The sequence below is a fragment of the Janthinobacterium sp. HH106 genome (assembly GCF_001758725.1).
Lineage (GTDB): Bacteria > Pseudomonadota > Gammaproteobacteria > Burkholderiales > Burkholderiaceae_D > Janthinobacterium.
On sequence record NZ_LRIC01000036.1, the window covers coordinates 69,761 to 82,960 of the forward strand.

Consider the following 13,200-nt stretch of genomic DNA (forward strand, 5'->3'; position numbering starts at 1 on the left):
TCCCGTTTTTCACGCCGCCCCGCGGCCTTACTTGACCTCGGGCTCGCTGACCACGTCTTCGCTGGCCAGTTCCGCCACTTCCGCGTCCGCGTCGCTGACCTGGTTCGCCGCTTCCGGCGAGGCTTCCGCCGCCGCGTCGCCCTCTTCCGCGCCTTCGTCGCCCGATTCCTCTTCGTAGTCGAGCTCGGCATCGGCCGCCGCATCGGGCACGGCGGCGATTTCCAGCAGGCGCGCTTCGATGCTCAGGTCGACTTCATCCCAGCGCAAGAGATCCAGCTTGACCTGCGCACCGCGCGCCACCGATGGCATGCCCGGCAGCTTGATGACCAGCGGAATGTCAACCAGGCGCAGGATTTCATCTTTCAGCACGACGGCATCGACCTGGCGCGCGTTTTCCTGGTGCAGCCAGCGCAAGCACCAGTAGCGTTCCATATTCGACTGGAAATCACCATACGCGGCATACGCAGCGTCGAAGGCCGAGACGATGGCGAACAGATTCGCATCGCGCGGCTTGAACGGGGCCACCAGCGGCGCCGTCACGCCATGCTCGGCGCAGGCGATGATTTGCCACTGGTTCACCAGGTCCGTGTAGCGGCGCAAGGGCGAGGTGCTCCACGCGTATTGATCCACGCCCAGGCCCTGATGCGGCGCAGCATGGGTGACCATGCGCACCTGCATCTTTGCCGCCCAGCTATTGCCGCTGCCGCCGCCCTGGCTGCGGTAGATGCCCGGTACGCCATGGTCGTGCAGCATCTTGCCCCAGGTACTGTTGGCAAAGATCATCAATTCGGCGACGATCTTGTCCAGCGGCGCGCCACGCTTGCGGCGCGCCACGGTGACGATGTCGTTTTCCACATAAAAGTTGAAATCGACGCGGTTATTCTGTTCCGGCTTCAGGCCAAACGCTTCGCGCTTCTTCATGCGGCCCTGTTCCAGCTGCTGCGCCCATTGCCACAGCACAGCGAAATCGGCCTTGTGCGGGTATTCTCCTTCGCCGCTGGCCAGGGTTTCCTCGTTGACCAGGTCGTCGAGCTGGTTGTGGCGCAAGTTGCTGGCAATCGGCACCAGCTCGGCGCGCGTCTGCGTGCTGACCACGGCCCAGTCGGCTTTCGGGTCCAGGGTCGCGTACAGCGACAGTGCCGGGCACGTCGTGCCTTCCGCCAGGGTAAACGCATTGACGATTTCGTCCGGCAGCATGGTGATCTTGTCGCCCGGCATGTAGACGGTCGACATGCGCTGGCGCGCCATCTTGTCGATCACGTCTTCCGGACGGATGCCCAGGCCCGGCGCGGCGATATGAATACCCACTTTCACGGTGCCGTCCGGCAAGGGCTGCACGGAGAAAGCATCGTCGATCTCGGTCGTGGTCACGTCGTCGATCGAGAAGGCGGCCACGTCGGCCAGCGGCAGCTTGGCTGTCACGGACGGCACGGGCACGCTCGGGAAACCGGCGCCCTTGGGGAAATTTTCGAAGAGGAACTTCGACAGGTGCAAGTCTTTCGGCGAAGCGATACCACCGACAGCCAGCATCAGGCGCGGCGGCGTCGTGTGCAATTCCGTGCACGCCGCTTCCAGCGCCTTGTATTCAATCGTGTTCTTGTCCGGCTTGAACAGCAATTGCAGCACCATGGGCTGCATCGAGGCGGGCAAGCGGTTCTGTTTCAGTTCTTCCACATAGCCTGCCTGCACCAGGGCCTGCTGCTTTTTCTTTTCGATGCCGGCCAATGCCGCCTTCAAGGACGCTTCCGGCGCCGCCTTGTAGCGGCCACGGCCCTTCTTGTAGAAATACACGGGCGCCGAATGCAGGGCGAGGATCAGGCCGGCCGCTTCCGGCGGCAAGGGGGCATGGCCGAAATACTCGGCGCCCAGCTCGGCAAAGCCGAACTCGTCTTCGCCCGCCACTTCCCACAGGAAATCGAGGTCGATCTCGGCAGCAACGGCCTTGGCCTGTTCCAGCAGCTCGGCCGGGGCCGGCTTTTCATACTGCAGCAGCACATCCTTGACCTTGACCTTGGTGCGCTTGCCGCTGGCCATTTCGACCTGGTAGGCTTCACCCGCTTGCGACAGGACCGTGCCGACCTTGAAATCGCCGGATTCTTCAAAAAATAGATTCATTGTTATGCTTTGTTTATTAGTGTGTCGGTTGCAGCGGTGCGAGCGACGGACGTCAACTCGAGCACCGCCGGCAAAAATACTTCGGTTACCAGCAGCAATCCCTGGTGACGCTGGTACAGGCAGCGGCGGGCAAAAAACAGCGACTTGGCATCAAAGCGCCGCCCTTCCAATGCCAGTGCCGCCTGCGCCCGCTGCACCAGCGGATGGCCGGCGCGCAAACGGGCAAATTCCAGTGCACCGCGGCGTACCATGCGGTCGCCAAACAGGGTCGTGCCCAGCGAACGCTCGCCCAGCGCGGAAAACAGGGGCCAGTCCGTGGCCGTCGCCTGCATGGGCACGACGGTATGGCCAAACACGGCCGGTCTGTTATCACAACGCAACAGCACTTCGCGCTCCCATACCCGGCCCGCGCGGTGCAAACCAATGATGGCGGCCTCGTCGCTCAAGCAGCGTGCCGTTTCCTGATGCAAACATTGCACGCGGAATGCCTGGCTATGCGCTTTCAGCTTGGCCGTCAGCGAACCGCCGCCCGTGAGCCAGTGGCGCAGGGCCGGCGGCGCATTGACGGCGTTGACGTGCGCATGCCATTGCGCCTGCCGCAGCGAACCCGGCCTCACTGGGCAGAGTCCGCGTCGATGCCGCAAAAGGCCAGCACGGGCGCCACGTATGCGGCAAATTCGCTGATGCCATGGTCGCTGCCGTCGATGACGCACTGCCGCGCACCCTGATAATGCGCCACCATGTCGCGGTAGTCGAGCACTTCATCGCCGGTGGCGGCAATCAGGAAATAGCGTTGCGGCTCAGTAATTTTCTCTACAGCAAAGGTTCCAAGTTCGGCGATGTATTCGCGCTTGAACTCGAATGGCTTGTCCGAATGGAACTCCGTCGTCACGCCCACATGCTGCTCCAGGTCGATCAGGGGCACGATGGCAGGATTGAGCAGCACGGCGCGGCAACCGAGCCGCTCGGCCAGCCAAGTGGCGTAATAGCCGCCCAGCGAGGAGCCGATAATCGTCAAGTCGGCCGGCGTCACATCCTTGACCAGCGACAGGGCCAACTCGATGGCCAGCTTGGGCGAGGCCGGCAATTGTGGGCACAGCCACTGTGCTTCACGGCCCAGCGCCTGCATCTGCGCGGCCAGCAGGCGCGACTTCATCGACAGGGGCGACGAGCGAAATCCATGCAGGTACAGAATCATCGGCCCAGCGCCTCCAGCAATTTCTGGTGCACGCCGCCAAAGCCGCCGTTGCTCATGACCACGATCTGGTCGCCGGGACGGGCGCTGGCGGCCACGGCTACCACGAGGGTATCGATGTCTTCATAGGCGCTGGCAATCTTGCCCAGCGGCGCCAGCGCGTCGCCCAGGCTCCAGCCCAGCGCGGCATGACTGCCAAAACCGAATACCAGGTCCGCATCCTTGAGGCTGCCCGGCAACGCCTCTTTCATGGCGCCCAGCTTCATGGTGTTCGAGCGCGGTTCCAGCACGGCCAGGATGCGGCCGCTGCTGCCAATTTTTTGGCGCAGACCGCCCACGGTGGTGGCAATGGCCGTCGGATGGTGCGCGAAATCGTCGTACACGGTAATGTCGTTGACGACGCCGCGCACTTCCATGCGGCGCTTGACGCTCTCGAACGTGGCCAGCGAGGCGCACGCCTGGGCAATGGGCACGCCCACGTGGCGCGCGGCGGCGATGGCCGCCAGCGCATTGCTGCGGTTGTGCTTGCCCGTGAGCGCCCATGCCACATGGCCTTCCTGCTGGCCATTGAAATACACGTCGAAGCTGCCATCGGCCTGCTCTTGCAGTTGCCAGTTGGCATCTTGACCAAAACTTTCCTGTTCGCTCCAGCAACCGCGCGCCAGCACGCGCTGCAGCGACGCTTCGTCGCCGTTGTACACGAGGCGGCCGATGCCGGGCACGGTGCGCACCAAGTGGTGGAATTGCGTCTCGATCGCGTGCAGATCGGGGAAGATGTCGGCGTGATCGTATTCCAGGTTATTCATGACGGCCGTCTTCGCGTGGTAATGCACGAATTTACTGCGCTTGTCGAAGAAGGCCGTATCGTATTCGTCGGCTTCGATAACGAAGAAGTCCGACTCGGCGCTCTTGCCGTCGATCTTGCCGGACAGGCGGGCGGAAATGCCAAAGTTCATCGGCACGCCGCCGATCAAAAAGCCCGGCGCGTAGCCCGCGTCTTCGAGTATCCAGGCCAGCATGGCTGATGTTGTCGTCTTGCCATGCGTGCCGGCCACCGCCAGCACCCACCGATTGCGCAGGATGTGTTCGCCGATCCATTGCGGGCCCGATACATAGGGCAGGCTGCGGTTGAGGATTTCTTCCACCAGCGGGTTGCCGCGCGAGACCACATTGCCAATCACATACAAATCCGGGTTCAGCTTGGTCTGTTCCGGATCGAATCCCTGGATCAGTTCGATTCCCTGCGATTCCAGCTGAGTGCTCATCGGCGGATAGACGTTGGCATCGCAACCGGTGACTTTATGGCCGGCTTCCTTGGCCAGGACAGCCAGGCCGCCCATGAAGGTACCGCAAATACCGAGAATATGAATATGCATGTGATCAGTGCGAAAGGCGCACGCTTAAGTAAGTAAGACGGTGAGATAAAAAACAGCAAGTGCAGGATTTTACCTGACGCCATGACTTTTTCCGCTTCGGAGTATCATCTCGCTCATGACGAACGATGCATTTGACGATAGCGCGCAGTTGCGCCTGGAAATCGCCGCCGCTGCCGCGCGCCTCGTGGCGCAGGATGGCGCCGACTATGGCAGCGCCAAGCGCAAGGCGGCGCGGCAAGTCCTGGGCGACGCGCCGAACCGGCCCACGAATCGGCCCAATATACTCCCGGACAACGACATGATCGAGGAGCAGGTGCGGCAATACAATGCCCTGTTCCTGGCCGACAGCCAGCCGGCACGGCTGTTCCAGCTGCGCACGATTGCGCTGCAGGTCATGGAAGCGTTGCAACAATTTCATCCCCTGCTCAGCGGCCCCGTGCTCAATGGCACGGCCGGCCCCCATGACGAGATCTATTTGCAGCTGTTTGCCGAGAGCGCCAAGGAAATCCACATCTTCCTGCTGAATAAAAATGTCGTGCTCGACATGTCGGAAAGCCCGCATTTCAAGGGAGCGCGTTATGATGCGGTCGAGACAGCCAGTTTCTTGTGGAAAAACGAAGGCGTGCACGCCGCCATGTATGAGCTCGACGATATGCGCGGCGCGCTGAAAGCCAAGGCGGACGGCAAGGTGCTGCGCACCGATATCGCCGGGCTGCGCAGCCTGCTGGCCGCCAGCCTTGCCGATGGCGTGCCGGCTGCCGACTAACATTGATATAGATAAAGTTATGACAAAAAAGAATTGGATCGCCTGCGCCATCGTCGCGCTGATGTTTGGCGGCATGGGCGCCTATGTCGGTCTGAGCAAGGAAAAAGCGAAAGCAGCGGGACCGCTGACGACCACCATCGCGCCGGGCGCGACGGGGCCCGTCAACGAGCTGTATGCGCTGTCCTTGCCGGACGCGGCGGGCGCCACGCAAGCCTTGTCGCAATGGAAAGGCAAGAATTTGCTGGTCAATTTCTGGGCGCCGTGGTGCCCTCCTTGCGTGGAAGAAATGCCGGAGTTATCCGAAGTGCAAGGCCACTATGCGGCAAAAAACCTCCAGGTGATCGGCATCGGCATCGATTCGGCCAGCAATATTGCCACTTTTGCCAGCAAATTCAAGATTGCCTATCCCGTGTATGTCTCCGGCATGAGCGGCACCGACCTGTCGCGCCATTTTGGCAACGCCACGGGCGGTTTGCCCTTTACGGTGCTCATCGGCGCCGATGGCGAAGTGAAAAAGACCTATCTGGGCCGCTTGAAATTTGATCAGTTGCGCGCCGATCTGGATAAATTGTAAATTCGGAGCGTGCTTTTTTCTCTTGCCAATGCGTATCTTTGGCGGCAAAATGCGGAACTTTCGCTAAAACGGTCTTCCATACATGGCAAAAAACCTCCTTCTGCTCAACGGTCCCAACCTGAATTTGCTGGGAACGCGCGAGCCTGAGGTCTACGGCGCCAGCACCTTGGCCGATATCGAACAGGCAGCAATGGCGCAAGCCATGGCGGCCGGTGCCGACCTGGTCTGCTTTCAAAGCAACCACGAAGGCGCGCTGATCGACCGCATCCATGCCGCGCGAGCGGAAGGGATCGATGCCATCGTCATCAATCCGGGCGGCCTGACCCATACCAGCGTTGCCTTGCGCGATGCGCTGGCCGGGGTCGCCATCCCGTTCGTGGAAGTCCATATCTCGAATATTTATCAACGCGAAACGTTTCGACATCACTCATTTCTCAGCGCGATCGCGCAGGGGACGATCTGCGGGCTAGGTATCGATGGATATCGGTTTGCCATCGACTTTGCGCTTAAAAAACGTTAATCTACGCGATCTGCACGCATTTAGCGCGGCGATAGGCTCTTGGACATCACCGCATCACTCATAAAACAAACTACATTCCTAGGGGTTTTACATGGATCTACGAAAACTCAAGACCTTGATCGACCTGGTCGCCGAATCGGATATCGCAGAGCTGGAAGTTACCGAAGGCGAAAGCAAGGTTCGCATCGTCAAATCGTCGGCCATGCCGCAAAACCAGATGGTCATGATGCAGCCGCAAGGCATGCAAGCCCAATACCAGCCAGCCGCGCCAGCCGCCGCTCCCGCTGCGGCACCTGCCGTCGTGGTCGCCGCCGAGCCAACGGGCTATGTGGTCAAGTCGCCGATGGTCGGTACCTTCTACCGTTCCTCCGCTCCTGGCAGCGCCGCCTATGTTGAAGTGGGCTCGACCGTCAAGGAAGGTGATACCCTGTGCATCATCGAAGCGATGAAGCTCCTGAATGAAATCGACTCCGATAAAGCCGGCGTCGTGACCCAGATCCTGGTCGAAAACGGCCAACCGGTCGAATTCGGCCAACCCTTGTTTGTGATCGGCTAAAACCCAGTCCACACGGCCGGCAACGGCCGTTTGCAGTTTTAGCCCCTCACACTTGTTGTTTCGCCGGCTCGCCGGCTCTCACAGACATACGCGAACCTACCATGTTTGAAAAAATCCTGATTGCCAACCGTGGTGAAATTGCCCTCCGTATTCAGCGCGCCTGCCGCGAAATGGGCATTAAAACGGTTGTAGTCCACTCCGAAGCCGACAAGGACGCGAAATACGTCAAGCTGGCCGACGAATCCGTTTGTATCGGTCCGGCACAGTCGACCCTGAGCTACCTGAACATGCCCGCCATTATCAGCGCTGCTGAAGTGACGGATGCGCAAGCGATTCACCCAGGCTATGGCTTCCTGTCGGAAAATGCCGACTTTGCCGAACGCGTCGAGAAATCGGGCTTCGTCTTCATCGGCCCCCGTTCCGAATCGATCCGTCTGATGGGCGATAAAGTATCGGCCAAGCAAACCATGATCAAGGCTGGCGTACCGTGCGTACCCGGCTCGGAAGGCGCGTTGCCGGACGATCCGAAAGCGATCGTGCAAATTGCCCGCAAGATCGGCTACCCGGTCATCATCAAGGCCGCCGGCGGCGGTGGCGGACGCGGCATGCGCGTGGTGCACACGGAAGCTGCCCTGATCAACGCCGTGGCGATGACCAAGACGGAAGCGGGCACCGCTTTCGGCAACCCTGAAGTGTATATGGAGAAGTACCTGGAAAATCCGCGCCACGTGGAAATCCAGATCCTCGCCGACGAACACAAGAACGCCGTCTGGCTGGGCGAGCGCGACTGCTCCATGCAGCGCCGCCACCAGAAAGTGATCGAAGAAGCACCGGCGCCGGGCATCCCGCGCAAACTGATCGAGAAAATTGGCGACCGTTGCGCCGAAGCATGCCGCAAGATCGGCTACCGCGGCGCCGGCACGTTTGAATTCCTGTACGAAAACGGCGAGTTCTATTTCATTGAAATGAATACCCGCGTGCAAGTGGAGCATCCCGTCACCGAGATGATCACCGGCATCGACATCGTGCAGGAACAGATCCGCATCGCCGCCGGCGAAAAACTGCGTTTCCGCCAGCGCGACGTCTTGCTGTCGGGTCACGCCATCGAGTGCCGCATCAATGCGGAAGACCCGTTCAAGTTCACGCCATCGCCAGGCAAGATCGTGTCCTGGCATGCGCCGGGCGGCCCTGGCATCCGCGTCGATTCGCACGCCTACGCCGGCTACTATGTGCCGCCGCACTACGACTCGATGATAGGCAAAGTGATCGCTTACGGCGCCACGCGCGAACAAGCGATCCGCCGCATGCAGATCGCCCTGTCCGAAATGGTGGTCGAAGGCATCAACACGAATATCGCCCTGCACCGCGAACTGATGATCGACGCGCGCTTCATCGAAGGCGGCACCAACATTCACTATCTGGAACAGAAGCTGGCCGACATGCCGGACCTGGGCAAGAACCTGAATGGCGGCAGCCCCAGCATCGCCAAGAAGTCCGAAATCAAGGCGGGCGCATGAGCTGGACGGAAATCGTCATCGAAATCGCCCGTGACAACGCCGAGGCCATGTCCGACGCGTTGATGGAAGCGGGTGCCCTGTCGGTATCGGTGGAAGACGCCGATGAAGGCACGGATGCCGAGCAGCCGCTGTTTGGCGAGCCCGGCATGGAACCGAAGGAAGCGGCGTGGGAACGCAGCCGCGTGGTGGCGCTGACGGACGTCGACGCAGACCAGGCCGCCATCGTGGCCGCCGCTGCGCAAGCGGTCGGCATGACGGAAGTGCCCGCCTTTAGCATGCGCCCCGTGGAAGAGCAGGACTGGGTGCGGTTGACCCAGTCGCAATTCGCGCCGATTCACATCGGCAAGAACATCTGGGTCGTGCCCAGCTGGCACGAGGCACCGGACCCAAGCGGTCTGATCCTGGAACTGGACCCGGGCCTGGCCTTCGGCACGGGCAGCCATCCGACCACGCGTCTGTGCATGGAGTGGCTGGAAGCCCATCCGGCCCCAGGCAAGACCGTGCTCGACTACGGTTGCGGTTCCGGCATCCTGGCCATGGTGGCCAAGAAACTCGGTGCGCAAACGGTGGCCGGCGTCGACATCGACCCGCAAGCGATCGAATCGGCGCGCGACAATGCCGAGCGCAACCAGTGCGAGATCGAATATTTCTTGCCAGACACGTTTGCCACGTCGGCACACGCCACGGCCAAGTTTGACATCGTCGTCGCCAATATCCTGTCGAGCCCATTGAAGCTGATGGCGCCGATGCTCTCGGGCCGTGTCGCCGACGGCGGCGCGCTGATCCTGTCCGGCGTGCTGGCACGCCAGGCGGAAGAAGTGGCCGCTGCCTACGCGCCATTCATCGAGCTGGGCGTATGGGCCGAGCAAGACGGCTGGGTGGCCCTGCATGGCCGCCTGGGTGCAACGCAAGCGCCTGCGCCCCGCGCGGAAGGTGCATAAGCACAGCAATGGCCCTCGCCACCAAATGCCCCCATTGCAACACGATATTTCGGGTCGCTGCTGACCAGTTGAAGTTACGTGGGGGCATCGTGCGCTGTGGCACGTGCAGGGAAGTGTTTGACGGCAATGCCGCGCTGGTCGATCCAGCTGCGGCATCGCCGTTTTTAACATCCGCTCCCGGTACTGCCGCCCCGCCGTCAAGCAGTTATCTGGCCGACAACAGCCTGCCGTCCGCCACGGACGACGAACCCATCTACTCCCTCGACTTCGACACCTCGTTTGACCCGTTTGGCATCCTGCCGGAAACGGCGAAGCTCAAGGACGACGCGGACGATGGCGAGCACATCGAGCTGGACCTCGACGTCAGCCTGCCTGAAGAGGCAGCAGCCGACGCACCGCCCGAACTCCCCGAAGAAACACCGGCAAAAACACCGGCCGAGCTGCCCGAAGCACCGTTGCCCCAGCCAATGGCGCCCTTCAAGCGCCGCCAGGTCGATGACGCGCCCGCCTTTGCCACGTATTTGCGCGACAGCCGCCGCGAACCGAATCTGGAAACTGGCGCCGCAGCGGCGGCGCCCGCGACCGAAAAAGTCAGCCTGGACAAGCCCATGCCGCCTGCGCCTGCCGCAGCCAGCCCCGCGCGCCGCGAACCCACGCTGGCCGACCATGCCTTCACGCCGCGGCCCGCCGCCGTTGCGCCGGCGCCAGCCGATGAGCAGGAAGAACCGGTCCTGCCGCCAGCCGACGACGAACCGGCTTTCGTCACCCAGGGCCGGCGCCGCGAACAGAGCAGCAAGGCCCTGCGCGTGGCCATGGCCGCCGGCTCGGTGGTACTGCTGCTTTTATTATTCCTGCAGGTAATGACCACCTTCCGCAATCCGCTGGCGGCGCAATTTCCGCAGTGGAAGCCGACCCTGGTCACGCTGTGCAAGCTCAGCGGCTGCCAGGTCGACTTGCCGGCGCAGATCGAGGCGCTGGCCATCGAGCAGGGCGAGCTGCAGACCCTGAAGGAACAGACGTTTTCCTACGTCTCGCTGCTGCGCAACCAGAGCCGCAGCGTGCAAGCCTGGCCCAGCATCGAACTGATTCTCAACGACGCGAACGACAAGCCCCTCTTGCGCCGCGTGATCGCGCCGCGCGACTATCTGCCGGCCGCTATCGACGTGAACACGGGGTTTGCGCCGCGCTCGGAACAAACCATCAAACTGTATTTTGCATTAGACCAGCTCACGGCGTCTGGCTACCATATCGCCATCTTTTACCCTTAACAGGCACTATCATGACCAAAACATCGCTGATCTGCGGCTCGCTTGCCACCGACACCATCATGCAATTCCCTGGCCGCTTCGGCGAATCCCTGCTGGCCGACCAGCTGCACAAGGTGAACGTCTCCTTCCTCGTGCCCACCATGCGCACGGAGTTCGGCGGTTGCTCGGGCAACATCGCCTACAGCCTGAAAATGCTGGGCGGCGACCCGCGCATCGTCGGCGTGATGGGGCAAGACAGTGCCGCCTACCTGGAGCGCCTGCAAAAGCTGGGCATTTCCACCGCCAACATCCTGATCAAGGCCGACAGTTACAACGCGCAGTGCTTCGTCACGGCCGATGCGGACAACAACCAGATCAACGCCTTCCACCCGGGCGCCATGTCGTTCGCGCATGAAAACCCGATCGCCAATGCAGGCCCGGCCAAGGTCGCCATCATTTCACCGGACGGCGACCAGGGCATGCTCAAGCACGCCGCCGACCTGGCCGAGCTGGGCATTCCCTTCATGTTCGACCCGGGCCAGCAGTTGCCACGCTTCAATGGCGAACAGTTGATCGACTTCATCAACAAGGCCACGTATGTATCGGCCAACGATTATGAGATGGAAATGTTGATGGAACGCACGGGCTTGACCCTGCCGGACATCGCCAGCCGCCTGGAAGCGCTGATCGTCACGCGTGGCGAAAAAGGGTCGGAGATCTATACGGACGGCAAGCGCATCGACATTCCTGTCGTGACCGCCAAGGAAGTGCTGGACCCGACCGGTTGCGGCGACGCCTACCGTGCCGGCTTGCTGTTCGGCATCACCAACGACTTGGGCTGGGAAACCAGCGGCCGTCTGGCCAGCTTGCTGGGCGCCATCAAGATCGCCACCCAGGGCGCGCAAAACCATGTGTTTACGCCGGAGAGCATCGCCGAGCAGTTCGAAGCGGCATTCGGTTACCGCTATTAATATGTAGGTCGGGTTCGTGGGGGATGTCGGCTTACGCTACGCTAAGCCGACCTACGCCTCACATCACCATCATCGCAGCACAATAATCATCCCCACCAGCACTTGCGCAATCTGCAGCAGGATCAGCGCCACCAGCAGCGACAAATCCAGACTGCCCACCAGCGGCACCACCTTGCGGATCGGACGCAGCAGCGGCTCGTTCAGGGCCCGTACGAACGGCGCCAGCGGCGCATGCGGGTTGACCCAGCTGAAGATGGCTTCGATGATCAGCAAGGCCATGAAACCGTAGAGTATCCATTGCAGGAAGCGTTGCAGCGACTTGAGCAGCACAACTTCGACGGGAGCGCCGGAAATAAACAGCACCGAGCTGGCCAGCAGCACGATCAGGAAGGCGCCGATCAGGCTGGCCCAGTCATACCCGCCCACGCCCGGCACCACGCGGCGCAGGGGGCGCACCAGCCAGTCGGACAATTGAAACGTGAATTGCGCCACCGACGAGGGCGGCCGCACGCGCACCGCCTGCATCCAGAAGCGCAGCAGCAACACGCCGCCCAGCAAGGTGGCGATGGTATCAACGATCAATGTAAGGATAACGATCAGCACGACTAATTCTCCAAAAAAAAAACCGCTGTGTGATTGAGTCACACAGCGGCGTGTTGCCTCATCCAGGCACCCGTATCGTTGGAATTACGATGGGCGGGTGCTGGTTGGGAATGGCCAGGCTGCAGCCGGTGCCAACACGGTTTTTGCTACAGGTGCGATAGGTGCCGATGGCTTGGCGACAGGAGCTGCCTTCTTCGGTGCGGCCTTTTTAGGCGCGGCCTTCTTGGCGGCTGGCTTGGCGGCCACGGCGGCTGGTGCCGCTGGAGCTGCTGCCGGCGCTGCTGCTGGTGCGGCTGCCACGACTGGCGCTGCGGCTGGTTTGGCGGCTGGCTTGGCGGCAGGTTTCGCTGCTGCTTTTGCTGCCGGCTTGGCCGCTGGCTTGGCTGCAACTTTTGCTGCCGGCTTCGCTGCTACCTTGGCCGCTGGCTTGGCTGCAGGTTTTGCTCCTACCTTGGCGGCAGGTTTCGCTGCTGCTTTGGCGGCTGGCTTCGCTGCGACCTTGGCCGCTGGCTTGGCTGCCGCTTTTGCTGCCGGCTTCGCTGCCACCTTGGCTGCTGGCTTGGCTGCGGCCTTCGTTGCTGCCTTGGCTGCTGGCTTCGCCGCTACCTTGGCCGCTGGCTTGGCTGCTGCCTTAGTTGCTGGCTTGGCTGCCGGCTTCGCTGCGACCTTGGCCGCTGGCTTGGCTGCCGCTTTTGCCGCTGGCTTCGCTGCTGCTTTTGCTGCTGGCTTGGTCGCTGCCTTGGCTGCTGGCTTGGCTGCTGCCTTGGCGACGACTTTTTTCGCTGCTGGCTTGGCGGCCGCTTTGGCGGCCGGCTTCGC

14 protein-coding genes are annotated in these 13,200 nt (G+C 61.8%); 8 read left to right on the plus strand and 6 right to left on the minus strand.

The window, feature by feature from the left end:
* Nucleotides 1-27 precede the first annotated feature (27 nt).
* The 4 genes from JAB8_RS15280 to mpl are packed head-to-tail and all read right to left on the minus strand — an operon-like array spanning nt 28 to nt 4,686.
* Complete coding sequence (locus JAB8_RS15280; protein ID WP_070290491.1) at nt 28-2,115, minus strand: RNB domain-containing ribonuclease; 2,088 nt, start codon at nt 2,113-2,115, stop codon at nt 28-30.
* 2 nt (nt 2,116-2,117) lie between these two features.
* Nucleotides 2,118-2,732: a chorismate lyase gene (locus JAB8_RS15285; protein WP_070222145.1), complete on the minus strand. Its 615-nt coding sequence runs from the start codon at nt 2,730-2,732 to the stop codon at nt 2,118-2,120.
* The gene (locus JAB8_RS15290; RefSeq protein WP_070290492.1) at nt 2,729-3,313 is read right to left on the minus strand and encodes a YqiA/YcfP family alpha/beta fold hydrolase; all 585 of its coding nucleotides are present in this window, start codon (nt 3,311-3,313) and stop codon (nt 2,729-2,731) included. The genes JAB8_RS15285 and JAB8_RS15290 overlap by 4 nt, the downstream gene beginning before the upstream one ends.
* Nucleotides 3,310-4,686 carry a UDP-N-acetylmuramate:L-alanyl-gamma-D-glutamyl-meso-diaminopimelate ligase gene (gene mpl / locus JAB8_RS15295; protein WP_071654417.1) on the minus strand — a complete coding sequence of 459 codons (1,377 nt, stop codon included), beginning with the start codon at nt 4,684-4,686 and terminating at the stop codon, nt 3,310-3,312. Before mpl ends, JAB8_RS15290 begins: the two co-directional genes overlap by 4 nt.
* 115 nt (nt 4,687-4,801) lie before the next feature.
* On the opposite strand from mpl, the gene JAB8_RS15300 reads away from it, so the two are divergent.
* From JAB8_RS15300 to JAB8_RS15335, 8 genes are all read left to right on the plus strand, one after another.
* Nucleotides 4,802-5,452, plus strand: coding sequence for a hypothetical protein (locus JAB8_RS15300; RefSeq protein WP_070290494.1), 651 nt, complete (start codon nt 4,802-4,804; stop codon nt 5,450-5,452).
* Between the two features lie 19 nt (nt 5,453-5,471).
* The gene (locus tag JAB8_RS15305; protein ID WP_070222153.1) at nt 5,472-6,026 is read left to right on the plus strand and encodes a TlpA disulfide reductase family protein; all 555 of its coding nucleotides are present in this window, start codon (nt 5,472-5,474) and stop codon (nt 6,024-6,026) included.
* 82 nt (nt 6,027-6,108) lie between these two features.
* On the plus strand, nt 6,109-6,546 hold the full coding sequence (aroQ, locus tag JAB8_RS15310; RefSeq protein ID WP_034746628.1) for a type II 3-dehydroquinate dehydratase: 438 nt from the start codon (nt 6,109-6,111) through the stop codon (nt 6,544-6,546).
* A gap of 91 nt (nt 6,547-6,637) precedes the next feature.
* Nucleotides 6,638-7,102 carry an acetyl-CoA carboxylase biotin carboxyl carrier protein gene (accB, locus tag JAB8_RS15315; RefSeq protein ID WP_070222155.1) on the plus strand — a complete coding sequence of 155 codons (465 nt, stop codon included), beginning with the start codon at nt 6,638-6,640 and terminating at the stop codon, nt 7,100-7,102.
* 101 nt (nt 7,103-7,203) lie between these two features.
* Entirely contained in the window at nt 7,204-8,619 is a 1,416-nt protein-coding gene (accC, locus tag JAB8_RS15320) for an acetyl-CoA carboxylase biotin carboxylase subunit (RefSeq protein ID WP_070222157.1), read from the plus strand.
* Nucleotides 8,616-9,560, plus strand: coding sequence for a 50S ribosomal protein L11 methyltransferase (prmA, locus tag JAB8_RS15325; protein ID WP_070222159.1), 945 nt, complete (start codon nt 8,616-8,618; stop codon nt 9,558-9,560). Before accC ends, prmA begins: the two co-directional genes overlap by 4 nt.
* Nucleotides 9,561-9,568: 8 nt before the next feature.
* Entirely contained in the window at nt 9,569-10,828 is a 1,260-nt protein-coding gene (locus JAB8_RS15330) for a DUF3426 domain-containing protein (RefSeq protein ID WP_070290495.1), read from the plus strand.
* An 11-nt stretch (nt 10,829-10,839) separates the two neighbouring features.
* Complete coding sequence (locus JAB8_RS15335; protein ID WP_034780255.1) at nt 10,840-11,778, plus strand: carbohydrate kinase family protein; 939 nt, start codon at nt 10,840-10,842, stop codon at nt 11,776-11,778.
* A gap of 69 nt (nt 11,779-11,847) precedes the next feature.
* Here JAB8_RS15335 and JAB8_RS15340 read toward each other — a convergent pair whose 3' ends face one another.
* Nucleotides 11,848-12,381, minus strand: coding sequence for a YggT family protein (locus JAB8_RS15340; RefSeq protein ID WP_227742044.1), 534 nt, complete (start codon nt 12,379-12,381; stop codon nt 11,848-11,850).
* Between the two features lie 84 nt (nt 12,382-12,465).
* Nucleotides 12,466-13,200: hypothetical protein (locus JAB8_RS28210; protein WP_175445204.1), on the minus strand; the 735-nt coding region annotated here is incomplete at its 5' end.

What these genes read in the sequence shown, in the direction of transcription:
- JAB8_RS15280 (WP_070290491.1), bottom strand. Translation starts at nt 2,115, where the DNA reads ATGAATCTATTTTTTGAAGAATCCGGCGATTTCAAGGTCGGCACGGTC.
- JAB8_RS15290 (WP_070290492.1), bottom strand. Translation starts at nt 3,313, where the DNA reads ATGATTCTGTACCTGCATGGATTTCGCTCGTCGCCCCTGTCGATGAAG.
- mpl (WP_071654417.1), bottom strand. Translation starts at nt 4,686, where the DNA reads ATGCATATTCATATTCTCGGTATTTGCGGTACCTTCATGGGCGGCCTG.
- JAB8_RS15300 (WP_070290494.1), top strand. Translation starts at nt 4,802, where the DNA reads ATGACGAACGATGCATTTGACGATAGCGCGCAGTTGCGCCTGGAAATC.
- JAB8_RS15305 (WP_070222153.1), top strand. Translation starts at nt 5,472, where the DNA reads ATGACAAAAAAGAATTGGATCGCCTGCGCCATCGTCGCGCTGATGTTT.
- aroQ (WP_034746628.1), top strand. Translation starts at nt 6,109, where the DNA reads ATGGCAAAAAACCTCCTTCTGCTCAACGGTCCCAACCTGAATTTGCTG.
- accB (WP_070222155.1), top strand. Translation starts at nt 6,638, where the DNA reads ATGGATCTACGAAAACTCAAGACCTTGATCGACCTGGTCGCCGAATCG.
- accC (WP_070222157.1), top strand. Translation starts at nt 7,204, where the DNA reads ATGTTTGAAAAAATCCTGATTGCCAACCGTGGTGAAATTGCCCTCCGT.
- prmA (WP_070222159.1), top strand. Translation starts at nt 8,616, where the DNA reads ATGAGCTGGACGGAAATCGTCATCGAAATCGCCCGTGACAACGCCGAG.
- JAB8_RS15330 (WP_070290495.1), top strand. Translation starts at nt 9,569, where the DNA reads ATGGCCCTCGCCACCAAATGCCCCCATTGCAACACGATATTTCGGGTC.
- JAB8_RS15335 (WP_034780255.1), top strand. Translation starts at nt 10,840, where the DNA reads ATGACCAAAACATCGCTGATCTGCGGCTCGCTTGCCACCGACACCATC.